At 64.1% G+C, this 16,877-nt stretch carries 18 protein-coding genes, 1 tRNA gene and 1 pseudogene; 3 read left to right on the forward strand and 17 right to left on the reverse strand.

The genetic code is table 11. The features are described from left to right. Nucleotides 1-66: 66 nt before the first annotated feature. A complete protein-coding gene (locus tag NQ204_RS04040; RefSeq protein WP_256643144.1) occupies nt 67-837 on the reverse strand; it encodes a DUF3011 domain-containing protein in 771 nt (256 codons plus the stop codon). Nucleotides 838-1,368: 531 nt separating this feature from the next. Here NQ204_RS04040 and NQ204_RS04045 point away from each other — a divergent pair. Continuing rightward, a complete protein-coding gene (locus NQ204_RS04045; protein ID WP_256643145.1) occupies nt 1,369-1,890 on the forward strand; it encodes a hypothetical protein in 522 nt (173 codons plus the stop codon). A 1,004-nt stretch (nt 1,891-2,894) separates the two neighbouring features. Here NQ204_RS04045 and NQ204_RS04055 read toward each other — a convergent pair. From NQ204_RS04055 to birA, 12 genes and pseudogenes are all read right to left on the reverse strand, one after another. Continuing rightward, nucleotides 2,895-3,122, reverse strand: a complete 228-nt coding sequence (locus tag NQ204_RS04055; protein ID WP_133249393.1) for a hypothetical protein — start codon at nt 3,120-3,122, stop codon at nt 2,895-2,897. Nucleotides 3,123-4,781: 1,659 nt separating this feature from the next. After that, nucleotides 4,782-5,297 (reverse strand): hypothetical protein, encoded by a 516-nt coding sequence (locus NQ204_RS04060; protein ID WP_116863156.1) that lies wholly within the window; start codon nt 5,295-5,297, stop codon nt 4,782-4,784. A 13-nt stretch (nt 5,298-5,310) separates the two neighbouring features. Continuing rightward, nucleotides 5,311-6,357, reverse strand: a complete 1,047-nt coding sequence (locus tag NQ204_RS04065) for a hypothetical protein (protein WP_256643147.1) — start codon at nt 6,355-6,357, stop codon at nt 5,311-5,313. Next, the gene (locus NQ204_RS04070) at nt 6,354-7,409 is read right to left on the reverse strand and encodes a radical SAM/SPASM domain-containing protein (protein ID WP_116863154.1); all 1,056 of its coding nucleotides are present in this window, start codon (nt 7,407-7,409) and stop codon (nt 6,354-6,356) included. Before NQ204_RS04070 ends, NQ204_RS04065 begins: the two co-directional genes overlap by 4 nt. Nucleotides 7,410-7,903: 494 nt before the next feature. Beyond that, nucleotides 7,904-8,089, reverse strand: coding sequence for a hypothetical protein (locus NQ204_RS04075; RefSeq protein WP_116863149.1), 186 nt, complete (start codon nt 8,087-8,089; stop codon nt 7,904-7,906). 128 nt (nt 8,090-8,217) lie between these two features. Beyond that, nucleotides 8,218-8,481, reverse strand: a pseudogene (locus NQ204_RS04080) (tyrosine-type recombinase/integrase); the annotation flags it as partial. Further along, entirely contained in the window at nt 8,445-8,606 is a 162-nt protein-coding gene (locus NQ204_RS19655) for a phage integrase central domain-containing protein (protein ID WP_488192338.1), read from the reverse strand. The gene NQ204_RS19655 and the pseudogene NQ204_RS04080, both read right to left, overlap by 37 nt. Next, nucleotides 8,560-8,901, reverse strand: a complete 342-nt coding sequence (locus NQ204_RS04085; protein WP_256643149.1) for an Arm DNA-binding domain-containing protein — start codon at nt 8,899-8,901, stop codon at nt 8,560-8,562. The genes NQ204_RS19655 and NQ204_RS04085 overlap by 47 nt, the downstream gene beginning before the upstream one ends. A 162-nt stretch (nt 8,902-9,063) precedes the next feature. Continuing rightward, nucleotides 9,064-9,139 (reverse strand) — tRNA-Thr (locus NQ204_RS04090). Between the two features lie 40 nt (nt 9,140-9,179). Next, on the reverse strand, nt 9,180-10,010 hold the full coding sequence (locus tag NQ204_RS04095) for an SPOR domain-containing protein (RefSeq protein WP_256643150.1): 831 nt from the start codon (nt 10,008-10,010) through the stop codon (nt 9,180-9,182). 10 nt (nt 10,011-10,020) lie between these two features. After that, nucleotides 10,021-10,752 (reverse strand): type III pantothenate kinase, encoded by a 732-nt coding sequence (locus NQ204_RS04100; RefSeq protein ID WP_108767424.1) that lies wholly within the window; start codon nt 10,750-10,752, stop codon nt 10,021-10,023. After that, on the reverse strand, nt 10,749-11,714 hold the full coding sequence (gene birA / locus NQ204_RS04105; protein WP_256643151.1) for a bifunctional biotin--[acetyl-CoA-carboxylase] ligase/biotin operon repressor BirA: 966 nt from the start codon (nt 11,712-11,714) through the stop codon (nt 10,749-10,751). The genes NQ204_RS04100 and birA overlap by 4 nt, the downstream gene beginning before the upstream one ends. Before the next feature lie 142 nt (nt 11,715-11,856). On the opposite strand from birA, the gene NQ204_RS04110 reads away from it, so the two are divergent. Both NQ204_RS04110 and NQ204_RS04115 read left to right on the forward strand, forming a co-directional pair. Continuing rightward, complete coding sequence (locus tag NQ204_RS04110; protein ID WP_116864393.1) at nt 11,857-12,141, forward strand: hypothetical protein; 285 nt, start codon at nt 11,857-11,859, stop codon at nt 12,139-12,141. After that, complete coding sequence (locus tag NQ204_RS04115) at nt 12,108-12,926, forward strand: M90 family metallopeptidase (RefSeq protein ID WP_243402737.1); 819 nt, start codon at nt 12,108-12,110, stop codon at nt 12,924-12,926. The genes NQ204_RS04110 and NQ204_RS04115 overlap by 34 nt, the downstream gene beginning before the upstream one ends. Before the next feature lie 37 nt (nt 12,927-12,963). Here the strand turns inward: NQ204_RS04115 and NQ204_RS04120 are convergent, their stop codons facing one another. The 4 genes from NQ204_RS04120 to dusA all read right to left on the reverse strand — a co-directional run bounded on the left by NQ204_RS04120 (nt 12,964) and on the right by dusA (nt 16,794). After that, the gene (locus tag NQ204_RS04120; protein WP_079224893.1) at nt 12,964-14,388 is read right to left on the reverse strand and encodes an ATP-binding protein; all 1,425 of its coding nucleotides are present in this window, start codon (nt 14,386-14,388) and stop codon (nt 12,964-12,966) included. Nucleotides 14,389-14,410: 22 nt separating this feature from the next. Beyond that, complete coding sequence (locus NQ204_RS04125; protein WP_079224892.1) at nt 14,411-15,094, reverse strand: response regulator transcription factor; 684 nt, start codon at nt 15,092-15,094, stop codon at nt 14,411-14,413. A gap of 71 nt (nt 15,095-15,165) precedes the next feature. Further along, the gene (locus tag NQ204_RS04130; RefSeq protein WP_164073701.1) at nt 15,166-15,549 is read right to left on the reverse strand and encodes a hypothetical protein; all 384 of its coding nucleotides are present in this window, start codon (nt 15,547-15,549) and stop codon (nt 15,166-15,168) included. A 213-nt stretch (nt 15,550-15,762) separates the two neighbouring features. Further along, nucleotides 15,763-16,794 (reverse strand): tRNA dihydrouridine(20/20a) synthase DusA, encoded by a 1,032-nt coding sequence (dusA, locus tag NQ204_RS04135; RefSeq protein ID WP_256643152.1) that lies wholly within the window; start codon nt 16,792-16,794, stop codon nt 15,763-15,765. Between the last annotated feature and the right edge of the window lie 83 nt (nt 16,795-16,877).

Raw genomic sequence — 16,877 nt, forward strand, 5'->3', positions numbered from 1 at the left:
GGCAGTAACGCCGGCCACCACTGGCCACTGCCCCGGCGCACCGCGCCGCCGGGGGCGGTTCGGCGCTCAGCGGCGGCGCACCGGGGTCACGCTCTGCACTTCACCGTTGTTGCGCAGCATGCACAGGAACCGTCCATCGGGGTAATCGATGATCAGTTCCTGGTAGTCGCTGCCCACCGGTACCTGGGTCACCAGCGTGCCCTGTGCGCCCTTGCGCGTGTTGCACGACCCCAGCGCAGTGCCGCCGCTGGGCACGGTGTACGCAACGCGCGAAGTATTGCGGAACACCGCGCGGCAGCCGCCGTTCACCCACACCGAATGCCGCGACAGGCCCCAGTTCTGGCCCTGCTCGCAGCGGGTGTGGCTGATCTGGCGGGCGACTTCCACGTTGCCGCGCGTGTCCATCTCGCACGACACCTGGCGCTGGTCGGTGGACTCGCAGGTGGCTTCGCGCGGCAGCGCCGCACCTTCATCGTCACTGTCATCGTGGCGGCGGCGATCATGTCGCTCGCCCGCCACGGGTGCGCCGCTACCGCTGACCTGGCAGATGCCGTTGGCACCGCCCCGGCCGGTGTAGCTGATCTGCGGCGCACCGTCGTCACCGGTAGTGATCGACAGCGTCACCCCGCTCTGCGCGTCGCGCGCTTCGAAATAGCGGTCGTTGAAGCGCTTCAGCGCCGCCTCCCGCCCCTGCACGTACACCGGGCCGCCCTCGTCGGCGTGCACATCAAGGCCGCCGGGGCAGCTGGCATTGAAGAACGGCACGGCGGCCATGGCCGGGGCCGCGAAGGCGGAGCACAGCAGTGCAGCAGCAAGGGAAACAGCGTGGCGGCGCATGATCGATTCCCAAAGTGGCCCGGACGAGCGGATGGCGACAGTATGCGACGGGACAGGGATGGCGGTTCGTGAGGAGCATCGTGAAGACAGGTACGGCGCTGCCGAACCTGCAGGGCCGAGGCTATCATCCCGGCTCACCCAAGGATGACTGGTTACCTGCCACGGCCGCGCCTGACTTCGAACTCGCCCAGCAGTGGCTGCTGGAACTGCAGCAGCGCATCCACGCCTTCAGCCTGGAGACGGCCGACGAGTACGACCTGGACATCACCGCCCCCGCCGGGCCGCTGTGGTCGGCACTGCAGACACGTCCGACGGTGGCCCCGCTGTACGGCGGGCTGCACGTGGAATTTTTCGGCAACCCGTGGGACGCGGCGTTCGAATGGAGCCTGGCCTGCCTGTCTGATCCTGCCGTTGCCCACGCGGTCATGTCGCTGCGCTTCACGGGCGGGATGAAGGCGCGACGGCACTCGCGAATGGGAGTTCACCACCCTGCTGGACAGCAACGCCCAGTTCCCGCGTCTGCGTTCACTGGTGGTCACGCCCACCGCACCGGAGCACTACCATGCGTCGCTGATCCAGCGCGCAGGCTCGATCATGGAAGAGGCTGGAGAGATCGCCCGCTTCGCCAGCCGTGCGCCCTACCTGACCGAGCTGGTGGTGCCCAACGCGCCCGATACCAGCTTCTTCGATGTGCCGCTGCCGCATCTGAACATCCTGCAGATCGGCGCTGGCAGTGATACCCAGCGCTTCATCGAACACCTGGCTGTATCGCGCGACCTGCCTGCACTGGGCCTGCTGAATTTCAGCGAGTCCACCGAACTGCAGTTCACCTGGGCCGATGTCTGCGAGGCCGATGCGGTGACGTCGTTTGCGACGTACGAGCGTCTGTTCGCTAGTGACGCTTTCGCACCAGTCCACAGCTTCCGCCTGCGCAACAGCGCGCTGTCGCCAGCGCAGTTGCAAGCGCTGCAGACGCTGCGGCCGAGTCTGCAGTTCATGGTCATCCAGGCGGAGATGGGCGGTAACGCCAAGGTTACTCAGGTGACGCGATAAAAAGACTACGCGGGCATCTCCCGTGCTCACTCCGAGGTCGAGCCCGCCATGCAGCAATTGCTAAAGCCTGCCAATCAGCTCAGGCCTCGGCATCACGCGGCCTGCGATTGACCTTCGCCACCTCCAGACCGAGAGATCGGACTAGCCCCCGACCGGGTGACGACCCGCAATCGCTCCCATTGTGAAGGCGTATCCAGCGTCTTCCAGCATTGATCGCAGCCGCATTTCTGCTCGCCGCGGCATAGGAAGACCACGCGGCGCATACAGCACATAGACAACATGACCGTCCGGGCCATGTTCCCTGCGCACGCTGCAAGTATTCATCTCGGCGGCATCTGACCAAACGGCCTTCAGCTTTTCTGGGCCAATGGACTGCCCATTCCGCAGACGAAAGCTAAGCCAACGTACGCTTACTGGGTCGTACTTTTCTAGGTCAGCCATTGGGCACCTTCAATACGGCGATGGAGATCGTCCAACACCACTGGATCTATCCGGGGATGCTCGTCAACAGAGGACATGGGCAGATCAATGCGAGTTGATCGCCTGACCAGGGCCGGAGAAGCACGTGACAAGTCGATCCACCACCCTTCAGGAAGGCGTAACCCTCTCCCATTTCTATCGTAGATGCTGATGAAGAAAGGCATGCGGAGGACCCAAACCCGGTAGCAGGCTCAGGCATGCCCGCTCGGGGCGACGCGACTGGCGCACAGGAAAACCTGGGCCTCGTCCTGCTGAACCTTCAGAAATGAATCAAGCCAACGGACAGCGGCACCGCGATTCTCGATGATCCGTCCGAGCTCTTCAGTAAGGCAACGTGCGCACTCCATTCCACCAGGGCTCGGGGAATGACAAGAACGACAAAGCCCCATGGTCGTCGTAACCGCTGGGCGAAACTGATACATGATCTTGGTCATCAAACCAACCGCTTTCTCATGCAAGGCCATGATCTCTGATTCCTGCTGAGCCAGAAGAAAGCCGCGCTACGCGCGGCTCCTCGTTATGCCCTAGCGGCGAGCGTTTTGCTGCTCACCTTGCGTTTCCTTGCCACTTGCCTGTTTGCCGCCCTCCTGGCTGCCTTGCTGCTGCTTCTGCGGATTCCTCTCGCCCTTTCCATCGGAACCGCCACCGAGCTCTTCGCCATTCACTTGGCCCTGTTGTCCCTTCTGCCCAGCTCGCTTGGCATCGCTACTGTCGTTGGCACGCGGATCCTGACTCTGATTGACATTGTTCATACGTCACTCCACTGCAGCTAGGTGCTGCCCACTCACAGTCCTCTCTTCTCCGTTAGGAGGGCGTACTGCAGCGTCCCATTTATGAACAAGGGCGCAAACAGCAGAGTGACTAAGCGAGTAGAGTCGGAGCCCCGAAAGGAGAACTGCCATGGAAAGCCCAAGAAACAAGGACTACGTCGACATAGACAGAGAGCTTGCTCACTGGGAATTGGCCTTCAATGCCGGGGCTCTTCCTGCGCTGAACTTCCGTCACGAGGTTGCGCCCGTAATTCGACTGGCCTGCGACATATACACCAGAAATCCGCATGGCACCCAGGTTGCCTGGCTACACGACCTTCAGGAGCGTTTGGCAAGGCGGCCTAGTCTGCGAGGAAATCCCGGCGCTGAAGAGATCGCGGAAGGCTGCTGGAAGCTCATTTCCGTTTCCCCTTTGTAGGACAACGAATACGTCAGTAACCTCGAGCAGGCGCGAGGGACTATCGAACATAGTCGCACTTTGCTGCACACGCCAGAAATGATCACGAGAGAGTCGTTGGCACAGCTCGGCTTGATGCGTCTTTCATCGGATGGACGATAGAGTGACCGTTCTTGGCTCTTCTCCGGCGCGACATTCTTCGCGCCCGTGTCCAGCCCTGATATGGCTGGACCCCATGACCACGTCAATTTCGTTGCGGATCCTCAGGATCCGCGCTCTGTTGCGCATCAACGGCAGCCTCAAGAGCGTCGAGACTGTCATCTGCAGTTGTCAGCTCTGCGGCAGAGAGTGCCGACTGTCTGCAGGCCGGGGGCTTGAAGAAGTCGCAACCGGCGTTCAGCTCACGTGTCCGACGTGCCACAACTCTGCGGACGTGCCAACAGCGCAGTTCTCAGCACAATGGGAAGAACAGTTGCGGCGTGATCGCATTTTGATCCGAGCAGGGATCAACCCGGACGATCTATATGGCCCCTGAATCTGATATCTCGGCGCTTGACGATCGTAACGTGGCAGCGAGGAGCCGGCCACCAGGACCTCGGGGCCACTCGCTCAACCAAGCCGGCTGAGATTGACCAGCTGCCAACACGTCCTCCGGTGCGAGGGTATCCAGCCTTCCAGCGGCTGTACCCGCGTAGCCTCCCTCGCTGACGCTTTTGGCATCCGCTCACGGCAATCGCTACGCTCCCTGCCGCGAACGTGCTATCGCTCCTTTGGGAGCGGACACTGCCGGATATCTCGGACTGTCACGCTTCAACTCGGCACGCTCACTTCAACACTGCTCTTCAATTTGGACTTAGGCCAGCTGGAGCGCAAACCAACGAAGCAGCCTTGGGCGCGCCCTGTGATCCTGCGAGTAACTCGGAGACACGAATCTCGCTCGCAACGCTCACCTCAGCAGAGCGTACTTGACGCCCGCTAATGGCCGGGAGCAGACGCCAGCCAAAGCGCCAATGAAGCGGAGCACCTGCCTCCAGTAATCAATTGGATGCCGCAACCCCAAGCCATGTACCCCACGGCTCACGCAAGCAACCGCTCGTGAAGATACGTCCGTGACACAGTGGGCACGCAGCGCGCCGCGTGCCTGCTGGATGCACGCAAGGGATGGTGGGGTCGCTCGAATGCCAGCTTGAAAGTGGTGGTTCCTCCACCATGGCTGCGCCATGGAACCCGATGGGCAAGCATCGCTAGCGACTGGATTCGCTGCGAATACACTCAGTGATCGCATCAGCTGTCGACTGGTCCAGTACCAGGCTGAAGCCGCTGCTGGTGGTCAGAAGAACGGGAGTTCGTCCTGCGGACAGTGCGAAGACACGCTTGCCGTTCGGATCCTCGAACCAGCCTGCATTGACGCCGCCCGAGCTCATGCCATTCTTTCGCTTCCTTAGCGAATCGCTGACCTGTTCAGTTGCCCCTGCACCTACTAACGCGGGCGTAGGCAACTCGGCCTTCCAGAAGCCCGCATGCAAGGTGGCAGTGCCGCCGTTGATATCGATCTTCGAACGCAGCGCCAGCATCGCTGTGGATGCCGAGGTCGCACTTCCAACGACGCAAAGGATGGCGATCGCAAATAACTTCTTTCTGGGCTCCAGACCGCCATGGAATGCGAGGCCTATAGCACAGATGAAGAGGACGGCCGCGGGGGCAAGCTCTTGGAAGAGCATGCTGCGATTGAACAGAGAGACGGGGATGGTGCATTGCATACGTCCGGATCTCCTAGCTCATTCCGATCGATTTCTCGGTGAACCCAAGCGTTGCTTCTACGAGATCGGGAAGCTCCGCTTCATCGTAGTCAAGTAGGCTGTGTTCCTTCATCGCTGCAAAGAACGCGCCTAGCTCTGCCCGGGCCAGCTCGTCCTTGGTCAGCTCGAATACGCGAGGTGAGCCAGTAAGCTGGGCTAGTCGACCCGCAATTTCGATGTTCTGCTGGGCACCAGGATCCGAGATTTGCAGCAGGCCTCCATATGCTCGGGCTGAGCGACTCTTCTCATCATCATCTTCGCCGCCACCTTCAACTGTCACGCTCGACACGATTGCCAGCCAAGTGAAGGCAACCACCACGGAATGCACACCCACAGCAGCACCAACGGCTGCAACAACGAGGGCGAAAGCACCGAGTAATAGCGATGCGTCGTTGTTATCTCCGACCGCGGCCAAGGCAGCTGCGTCCAGGGGAGTGGCGCCACCATTTGAACTTGCGAGCAGTTTTTTGTAGGTCTTGAGATCCAGTTTGGTGCCGGGAGCCAACTTGAGGCCGCTGGCGATCTCATTCCGGTTGTGCTGGATAACGTTACCAACTCTCTTCGTGAGAGCGTCAGTAGACACAGGCGAGAAAGTGCCAGCTGCTTGCAGGTAGGAGATAACTGCTCGGTAGTCCTTGTCCAAGACCGCCTGCTTTACCTCTGGCTGGGACATTGCAATCAACAATGCAACATTCGCATCGCCCTTTACGAGCTCCGAGCCGTCCATGCCTCGACTCTTCAGAAAGCCAGCAGGGTCTTGATTGAATGCTGTACTGGCAGCACGGTCCTTCAACAGATCCTCGATCAGGGCACTGAACCTTGAGTACTCCAGCCAGCCTTCTACTGGAACGCCCGCTCTGGAGATGGGCAACATGAAGCGAGCGGCTCCCTGCGAGCCACCGGTCAAACTCCCTGGTTCACCATAGAGTCGCGTGCCGGCGTTGGAAGCAGCCAAACCTGCCGCGGCAGGGGCTGCAGTGGCAGCGACGAGGGTAGACTGGATGAAACGACGACGCTTCATTGAATTGCCTCCATGGCAGGTTGACTTGCAACTCGCTTCAAGCCCACTTCATTGATAGCCTTGGCCAGGAAGAAGCGCGTCATGACAGACGGCATGAACTCCTTATGCCTTTCGAGCAAGCGATTGCGTACATCAGGGTTCTTGTGAAGGATTACGCAGGCTTGACAGATGTGGACTACGTCTTTGAGAAGATCGTTGGCGGATTGCTCTGGTAAGAGCTTTTCGATGATCTGGTACGGACCGTCAGCATGAATCCAGTACTTGAGGAAGTCATCAGTCTGCCGCTGGTAGATCTTTGATACCGCTTCATCATTGATGCTGCCAAGCTTCATCTCTGGAATGTGTTCCAGCGTCAGGCCGCAGCACGCCGAGACTTCTCTGTAGGGCGTCACGACGATGTTGTCGAAGATCTGGCCGCACCCCTTGCGCAGTGTCTGCTTCGCAACCGTTCCACCTCGCACGTCGCCAGTCTCCTGGAAGGGCATCCAGGAGTTGGACTGAATGACCAGCTTTCTGTCCTGGACCAATGCCCGGACCTCCGGCTGCTCCACTACTGCGCGGAAGTGAGGATTTCCCTCGACGTCCGCTTCAACCGTAATCAAGCAGAAAAGCCCATGCTCGGCAGCAGCAACTGCGCAGTGCATGATGCTCTTGGCAGGAACCCATTCCTGATGGTCCTTGCCGGTGCTGAGGTTCAGTTCTTTGAGTCCTGCGCCAGCCAGTTCAGCGACCTTTTTACGTGCGCTGGCCATTGTTTTCCCCCACGATCCATTACTGACGATTCGTGTCGAAAGGCCTTCGTTAGTTGCATGTGCAATGGCGGCGGTAAGGTCAGCCTTGAGCATAGTGGCTTCGCCGCCGCTGAAGACTGCAACCAGAAGAGAGGGGAAATTGCGCTTCGCGTCAGAGATTGACTGCGTCATCTCTTCGAGAGATAGGCGCCCCTTCACGCGGGGGCTCGATTCGAAGCAGCACTGCCGGCATTCCGCAGTGCAGCCGTACGTCGTGATCATCGTGATGGTGCGAGGAGCAAGATGCTCATCCAGAGACACGTCATAACCTCCTTTTCAGAAAGCGAAGATCCATTTCAGAGCGAGATAAGATCATCGCTCCGTCGCTACTGCTGGCTGCTACGGTTCAGTTTCTACCACACGCATTCAGGCGATGGCAACTCACTGCCAAACCCAACTCATAACTCCTGCTTTCGCGCTCGGCCGGCCGCTGCGCAAGAGCTGTGAAGCACTCGCGGGGCGTGTTTTAAGCGGCATATCCAGCCGGCACCGTGCTGCCGGGTGGTATCACATCTGTGCAGCTATGGCGCGAAAGTCGCGAGCATCGCCAGTCGGCGCGACGAGGATGACTGGCAGGCAGATCCGGTGGACGTCCGCTTCTGGCCGAAAGCAGACGTCGCCGCTCCGGGCGGGGCCACACCCTAGGACGTCATCCCAACACCACCATCCACCACAACCTCTTCCAGCGGTCATACATCCAAGGTCCACTGGCCATCGTCGGCGCGGCGAGGCCAAGGCGTCGGGTTGTGGATGCTCTAGCGGACGTTGAAGATGTTTTCCAGGTTGAGGAACAGTCTGATTCTTTCCAGCACAGTCTCTCCCAATGCTTCCATTTCCAGATACGGGCGGCTGCGTCGACGCCAAGGATTTTCGTCAAGCGCCTGGATGCCTGTGTAGTAGGCATCCAAGCCAGAGAGGCCGCGGTCATGCTTCTCCGACATGGGAACCAGGCCTGGGCTGTGTTGGGGTGTGGCCGAAAGCGAACATCCGGGTCGGCAAAGCCACCGGTAGACCGGCGGATAAGCGCGATGGACGCTCTTGACTACGGGCCACATACCATCTGGCGTACTTAAGCAACTGCTCGCAGCACTGGCTTCGCTTTTCCACTCTTCAGCTTGTCCAGGTAGTCAGCCCATGCCTGCATCATTCGCCGCCGCTCCGGAAGATGCTCAGCACAGTTGTAAGCTGCTTTGATTGGATTCCGCTCCGCATGAGCCAATTGCCGCTCAATCGCATCCGACGTCCACCCCATTTCGTGCAGAAGCGTGGACGCCATGCTCCGGAATCCGTGACCTGTCATGTCGTCTGTCCCGTAGCCCAGCCTACGCAGCGCAGTCGTTGGGTCGACTCAATCTTGTCCTGAGCCTCAAGCCGGCGAAGAACTGACAGAACCTCTGCAGTGCTGATGTCTTCAATTGCGCGCTTGCCCAGCCATGGGAACGCGTATGTCTCGAGCATCCACTCGCAGCTTTCCAAGCTGCTTCTCCTCAGAAGGATCCTTCCCGTCTCGCAGCTGCGCACGCGCGCCGTCGCGCCTGCCACACGCCTCTTTCAGAGTCACCTCCGGGTAGACCCCGATGGAGAGCAAGTTCTCTTTGCCCGCATGGCGGCACTTCATTCGCCAGTAGCGATTCCCACTGGACATGACCTGCAGGTAGCGCCCTGCTCCTGTCGCAAGCTTGTAGGGCTTCTCTTTGCCCTTTGCGTTACTTGCAGCGATATCCGTCAACGACTTATGGGCCGTTGGGGGCACATCGTCCTATCTCTCTTGCTTGAATCCCCATGTACCCCCAATTGCACACCCAGTCTGGGTGGATGCTCATGGACGGCCGGGGGCAGAAAAGCAAAAAAACCCGCCATTTCAGCGGGTTGATTGTGCACCGTGGACATCCGTGGATGCCAGTGGATCGGAGGATGGTGCCGCTTATCCGAATCGAACGGATGACCTACTGTTTACAAGACAGTTGCTCTACCAACTGAGCTAAAGCGGCATGGGGGCTTCACCGGCGGCAGCGCCGTGGTGGGGCGATTCTAGCGCAGTCGCGTGCATTCCAGCGACCGCTGCTGCGCGGCACCGCTGCGCTGCTGCGCCTGCGCCGGTTCGCTGCCGGCAGCCAGCTGCCCTTCCAGCCACCACTGCCCGGCATCGCCGCTGGCCACCAGGCGCGGCTGGAACCCGGCCGCCTGCACGGCCGCGATGCGGCGCTCGGCGCCTTCGCGGTTGCGGTACTGGCCCAGGGCGATGGCATTGCTCTCTTCACCCTGGCTGATGATGTAGTAATCGCTGAGGCCGGCAGCGACGATGCGCTTGACCATGGCCTGGGCGTCTTCGCGGCTGGCAGCGGCCGGCAGTAGCACGCGGTAGCGGGTGCTGCCGCTGGCGGCGGGCTGTTCGCGCAGGCGCGCCGGGGCCAGCAGCTTGCCGGCACGGCCCTGTGCGGCCACGGCCGCGGCACGGTCGGCAAACGGCCCGAGGGCGACGCAGCGCGGCGGGGCGGCAGGCTTCTCCACGACGGGCTTCTCGACCACGGGCTCGGCCGGTTTTTCGGCAGCGGCCACGGCAGGCGCGGCCTCCGCAGACGGGGCGGCCTCGGCGGGCGGCGTGGTTGCCGGTGCCTCGGTGGCGGCCACGGCGGCGCTGGGCGCAGCCTCACGCTCCTGCAGCGCCTCGGTCGGCGCGGTGGTGGCGGCGGTCTGCGCCACGGCAGCGGCATCGGTGCCGCCCGGCAGCCAGCGCAGTTCGGCCACGCCGGTGGCGGGCTGGGGTGGCGTGGCCGGCGCGGGTTCACTGCGCAGCAGCCACCAGCTGGCGACGCCTACGTTGAGGATGGCCAGCACGACGATCAGGGCACGGGTCAGCATGCTGCCGATACTAGCCTGCGGGCTGGTGCACCGCCCAGCGGGCGAGGCCGTCCAGCACCAGCGACGGGTGGTAATCGGCGCCGTCCAGCAACGGCATCAATGCCGGTGCGCCGCCGCCATGCACCAGCAGTGCGGGAGCCACGCCCAGCAGCGCCTGCGCCTGGCGCGCACTGCGTTCGACCAGGGCCACGGCGGCGCCATCACAGCCGGAGGCCAGCGCGTCGGCGGTGTCGTTGGCAAATTCGCTGTAGTCGCCACCACTGGCCGGCAACTGCACCGCGCGCGCATGCAGCGCCTCACGCATGGTGGTGGGCGAGGCGGAAATGCGGCCGCCGTGGTGCTGGCCGTCGGCGTCGAGCAGATCGATGGTCAGCGCGGTACCCACGCCCACCACCAGCACCGGACGCCGTGCGGTAGCCGCGGCCAGCAGTGCGAGGAAACGATCGACGCCGAATTTTTCCGGCTTGGCGTAGGCAATGCGCACGCCTGCGCATTCGGCACTGGTGCGCACCACGCGCACATCGCCGAAGCGGGCCTGCAGCTGCTGCAGCATGGCGGTGGTCAGCGACGGTGCGGCCACGCTGGCAACGAAGGCGGTGCCGCCCGTGGGCAGGCTGTGCGGCGGCTGCGCGGCCATGCCTTCGGCGCCATGCGCCCAGGCCTGCACATCACCGGCACGGTCACCCTGCAACGGAGCGAACTTGAAGCGCGAATTGCCGAGGTCGAACAACCAATCGCTCATGCCTTCCTCACGCTCACTTCGCCGGCATGCAGCAGGCGCTCGTGGCCATCGATGCGTACGCGCAGGGCGCCGTCATCGGCCAGGCCCAGCGCGGTGCCGTGCTGCCATTGGCCTTCCAGCTCCACGCGCACCTCGCGGCCGGCCAGCATGTCGAAGGCGGCATAGCGCGGCAGGAACGGGGCCAGGCCCTCGCGGTCGAACACGTCCAGCGCCGGCAGCAGGCGCGCCAGCACGGCGGCCACCACCACGTTGCGGTCGACATGGCTGCCGGCCAGGGTGTCCAGGTCGACCCAGGGCTGGGTGATCTGTTCGGCGAAGGCCGGCGGCATGTGCACGTTGATGCCGATGCCGATGACCGCGCGTGCCGGGCCGGCATATTCGCCTCCGCCCTCGGCCAGCAGGCCGACCAGCTTGCGCCCGTCCACCAGCACGTCGTTGGGCCACTTCAGCTGCGCCTGGGTGTAGCCCAGGTCGTGGAGCGCCTCGGCCACGGCGACGCCGGCCACCAGGCTGAGGCCGGCCAGGCGTCCCAGGCCACCGGAGAACAGGCGCAATACCGACAGGTAGACGTGGGCGGCCAGCGGCGAGGCCCAGCTGCGGCCACGACGACCGCGACCGCCGGTCTGGCGCTCGGCCAGCAGGACGCAAACGCCGCGCTGCGGCGCGCTGCACTGCAGCAATTCGGCATTGGTGGAATCCACCGTCCAGGCCACCTGCAGGTCATGCAGGAGGGCCACGGCGTCGTCGGGCAGGTGCGCGCGGATGGCCGCCGGGTCCAGCAGCTCCAGCGGCTGGCTCAGGCCGTAGCCCTCGCCTGCACGGCCTTCGATGTCCACACCGGCAGCTCTAAGTCCTTGAATACGCTTCCATATGGCCGCCCGGGTCTGGCCCAGCTCACGGGCCAGGGCGTCGCCGGACAGGCGACCGGCAGCGAGTTTGGCCAGCAATTGGCGATCGTCCACGGCAGCTTCCACAAGGTCAGAACGGAATTATGCGGGAAAGCCGCCAGCGACGCCCGCGGGGTGCCGGGGGAGGGGCTTCCAATCCAGGGCCGGGTTCGGGCTAGAATCGGGAACTCACCCTCCCTCAACCTGGATGTCGTCAATGCGCCACTATGCCCATTGCCTGATCCTGCTGGCGATGCCCTTCGCGGCCTCGGCAACAGCATCGCTGGACGACAGCCGTGGGGGCTGTGTGTACTCCACCCCGGATGCCGCTTCGCAGCGTGCTTCGACCACCACCGCTTCGGCCACCGCGGCCAAGCCGGCACCGGTGCGCCCGGCGGCGAGCAGCGCGACCAGCAGCGGTGGCGGCGGCAGCGATGACGATGTGCTGCAGCGCATCCGCGCACCGAAGTGGCACAGCTACCTGCCGGGTATGTTCCGCTGATCAAGTCGTTGCTGCAGTGGCTGCGGCCTGCGCCGCGGCCCATCGAAGATGCGATGTGGAATGAAGCCTGCGGCCGCGCCGCCTGGCTGCGGGGCCTGGACGATGCGCGCCGTGCGCGTCTGCGCGTGCTGGCCACCCGCTTCCTGCATGAGAAAACCATCACCCCGATTGGCGACCTGCAGCTGCAGGTGGCCGACGGCGTGCTGTTGGCCGCGCTGTGCTGCCTGCCGCTGCTGGAATTCGGCGAGGTCGGGCTGGAAGGCTGGTCGCAGCTGATCGTCTACCCCGATGCCTTCCGTGTGCATCGCAGCCACATGGATGCAGCCGGCGTGCTGCACGAATGGGATGACGAACTGATTGGCGAGTCGTGGGACAGCGGGCCATTGATCCTGTCCTGGGCCGACGTGCAGGCCGACCTGGCCGAACCGCACGAAGGCTACTGCGTGGCCGTGCACGAGATGGTGCACAAGCTGGATGCACTGGATGGCGCGATGGACGGCACGCCGCCGTTGCCGCGTGCGTGGCAGCGCGAATGGGCGGCGGCCTTCCAGCAGTCCTACGATGCGTTCTGCGCGCAGGTGGATGCTGGCGAGGAAACGCTGATCGACCCTTATGCCGCCGAAGCGCCGGAAGAGTTCTTCGCCGTGGCCAGCGAGTACCACTTCTCCGCGCCGGAGGTGCTGGCGCAGGCGCTGCCGGAGGTGGCCGCGCACCTGCGGCGGTTCTATGGTGAGCCGCCGGCTGAAAGCAGTCGAGCATGGCTCGACTCTACAGAGCAGCGGTAGCGCCGGGCCATGCCCGGCGGATCGGATTGCCGGATCGTTACGGCCCTGGCGGCAGGCGCACTTCGAAGCGCGCGCCACCCAGTTCGCTGGAGCGGGCGACCAGCAGTTCGCCGCGGTAATCCTTGATCAGGTCCTGCACGATCGACAGGCCGATGCCGTGGCCCTGCACGCGTTCGTCGCCGCGCACGCCACGCTGCAGCACCTTGCCGATGTCTTCCGGGGCGATGCCCGGGCCATCGTCGTCCACCGCCAGCAGCAGGCCGGCGCGGCGCGCGTTCGGTGCCGGCAGCGGCTGCGCGGTCAGCAGCACGCGGCGCTTGGCCCACTTGAAGGCGTTTTCCAGCAGGTTGCCCAGCAGTTCCTGCAGGTCGCCCGGTTCGCCGTGGAAACGCGCGGCCGGGTCGATGTCGAATTCGCAGAGCACGCCCTTCGACGCGTAGACCTTCTCCAGGCCACGCACGATTTCCTCGGCGTTGGATTCCACCGGCAGCGGTGCGGAGAACAGCTTGTGGCCCGAAGAGGCGGCGCGCGCCAGCTGGTAGGACACCAGATTGTTCATGCGCTGCAGCTGCACGTCCAGTTCCTCGCGCAGGGCGCCATCGCCGGCACCGCTGTCCATCTGCGTGCGAAGCACGGCGATCGGCGTCTTCAGGCTGTGCGCCAGGTCGGCCAGGGTGTTGCGCTGGCGCTCGAGGTTCTCGCGCTCGCTCTCGATGAAGGCGTTGATGCTGTCGGTCAGCGGCTCCAGCTCGCGCGGGTGGCGCTCGCTCATGCGCTCGGTCTCGCCGCGCTGCACCTTGGTCAGCTCGGTGATGACCCGGCGCAACGGGCGCAGGCTCCACTGCAGGATGACCGTCTGCAGCAGCAGCAGGATCAGGCCGATGCCGCCCAGGTAGAACCAGACCCGGCTGCGGAACACGCGCAGCTGCGCGCCCAGCGCGCGCGAGTCTTCCATCACGTAGATGGTGTACGGGAATTCGGTGGCGGGGTCGGCGTCGGCATCCCACACCAGGCCCAGACCGTAGCGGTAGACCGAGCCCTGGCTGCCGTCGATCTGGATCATCGGCAGCGGGCCTTCGAACACTTCCTGGCGCGGGGCCAGCAGGCCGCCTCCCACCGTGGGCAGCATCGGGCCTTCGGCGGACATCGAATTGCCCTTGCCGTCCGGCATCACCACCTGCAGGTACAGGCCACTGCCGGGCACGTCGAAGCGCGGATCCGGCGGCTGCTCGCGGATGTACAGCGAGCGGTCGCGAGTGAAGTCGATGCCGGCCGCGTAGGCCGTAGCGTAGTTCTTCAGGCGCTCACGCAGGTTCGCCTTCGCCGTGTCGGCGAAGGCGGCATCGAGCGCGTAACCGGCCAGGGCCAGGAACGCGACCAGACCCACGGACGCGGCGAACAGCTGGCGCGCCTGCAGTGAGCGCGGCCGCCAGCGTCGGAAGAACCACAGACGGCCGGACATCGTTTATCGCCTTGTGGAAGGCTCAGCCCTCGTTGCGCGGGATCGCGAAACGGTAGCCGCGGCCACGCACGGTCTCGATCGGCTTCAGTTCGCCGTCGGGGTCCAGCTTCTTGCGCAGGCGGCCGATGAAGACTTCCAGCACGTTCGAGTCGCGGTCGAAATCCTGCTGGTAGATGTGCTCGGTGAGGTCGGCCTTGGAGACCAGTTCACCGGCATGCATCATCAGGTATTCCAGCACCTTGTACTCGTAGCTGGTCAGGTCGACATTGCTGCCGGTGACGCTGACCGTCTGTGCTGCCAGGTCCAGGGCAACCGGACCGCATTCCAGGGTCGGCTTGCTCCAGCCGGCGGCGCGGCGCAGCAGCGCGTTGACGCGGGCCAGCAGCTCTTCCACATGGAACGGCTTGACCAGGTAATCGTCGGCGCCCTGCTTGAGGCCTTCGACCTTGTCCTGCCAGCTCGAACGCGCGGTCAGGATCAGCACCGGGAACTTCTTGCCCTCGTCGCGCAGAGCCTTGATCAGCTCCATGCCCGACATCTTGGGCAGGCCCAGGTCGATGATGCCGACGTCGAACGGTACTTCGCGGCCCATGTAGAGGCCTTCCTCGCCGTCCTGTGCAGCATCGACGGCAAAACCTTCGCGCTTGAGCCGGGCTGCCAGGGTCTCACGCAGCGGGGCTTCGTCTTCGACCAGAAGGATACGCATGAACTCTCCCTAGTGTCCTGGGTGTGGCCCGGAGGCCTGTGGGTACGGTGTATTACGGCAACTATCCCTGTTCAGGGGTTATCGCCGCGTAGTGATGACATATCCGACCGCGGCGTGCGCGGCTGTGAACGTGCCGGGGCGGGGTCGTCCATGTAGCGGACCCGGCCCCGGTCATCCATGTACTTGACCCGGTTGATGTCCCGGCCATCGAACGGCACGCGCTCGGCGCCGAGGATGTGGCCACCGGTGGAGCGCTGCACCCGGCGCACGGCATCGGACAGCGAACGGTCGTCGCCACGGCCACCACGATCCATCATTTCCGCGCGCATGGCCGCACGCGGCTCGCCGCCACCACCGCGCGGTGGCTGCTGGGCCATCGCTGCAGAAAGGGGGGCAGCCGCCAGGACCACGCAGGTGGCCAGGGCAATGCGGCGGTGGAAGGGAGCGGAAGACATCGATGCGATCCTAGCCGAGCACGGCGATTCGTTCAAAAGTCGTAAATCCGGAGCACCGGATACGAGACCCGGCCTTTACATTTCCTTTGCAAATGATTGGTTTGGCGCGGTGAATCCGATCTGAACTTTTCCGGGTGCTCTCCGGCGTCGTTCATCTAAGTGAACATTCGGGACGAATCCATGGGCCTTGTCAAGTCAGGAATGTGACTGAAATCACGCTGCGGCGCGATCGGCCTCGCGCTCGGTGACCGCCAGCGCCTGCTCGATCAGCGCCCAGTCGGCGCCGGGGCGGTGTGCGCCTTCGCTCAGCACCTGGCGGAACGCGCGACCGCCCGGCTGGCCGTGGAACAGGCCCAGCAGGTGGCGGGTGATGTGCTTCAGGGCCAGGCCCTCGCCCAGGCGGGCCTCGATGTAGGGGCGCATCGCGCGCAGCAGTTCGCCACGCGGGCGCAGCGCGGCGCCGGTGTGCAGCGCCTCCAGCTGATGCAGCAGGTAGGGGTCGTGGTACGCGGCGCGGCCAAGCATGACGCCATCGACATGCGCGGCCTGGGCCTGCACGGCTTCCACCGTGGCCAGGCCACCGTTGATGACCACCGGGAGCGCCGGGCGCGCCTGCTTGAGGCGGTAGGCCCAGTCGTACTTCAGCGGCGGAACCTCGCGGTTCTCCTTCGGCGACAGGCCCTTCAGCCAGGCGTTGCGCGCATGTACCACGACCATGGCGGCACCGGCGGCGACCTGGCGGTCGACGAAGCCGGCGAACACGTCGTACTCGTTGTCCTCGTCCACGCCCAGGCGGCACTTCACCGTCACCGGGATGTCCACCGCTGCGACCATCGCCGCCACGCACTCGGCCACCAGCGCCGGTTCGCGCATCAGGCAGGCACCGAAACGCCCGGCCTGCACGCGGTCGGACGGGCAGCCACAGTTGAGGTTGACCTCGTCGTAGCCCCAGTCGGCGGCAATGCGCGCGGCCTGCGCCAGCAGGGCCGGATCGCTGCCGCCCAGCTGCAGGGCGAGCGGCTGTTCGCTGGCGTCGAAGCCGAGCAGGCGCTCGCGGTCACCGTGGATGACGGCGTTGGCGTGCACCATCTCGGTGTACAGCCGGGCACCCGGCGCCAGCACGCGGTGGAACACGCGGCAGTGGCGGTCCGTCCAATCCATCATCGGGGCAACGGACAGGCGTAGGGAATCAGCGTAACGGGCGGTGGCGGACGTCATCGGGGTGTTGATCGTGGAGACTGGCATTACCAGTGAGATCAATAGTTTACACCGGACGGCTGAATGGCGCCGGGCGGGCCTCGGGTGCTGCGGGGACGGCACCGGCGCCG

This window comes from Stenotrophomonas testudinis, assembly GCF_024499815.1.
In the GTDB taxonomy this organism is placed as follows: Bacteria; Pseudomonadota; Gammaproteobacteria; order Xanthomonadales; family Xanthomonadaceae; genus Stenotrophomonas.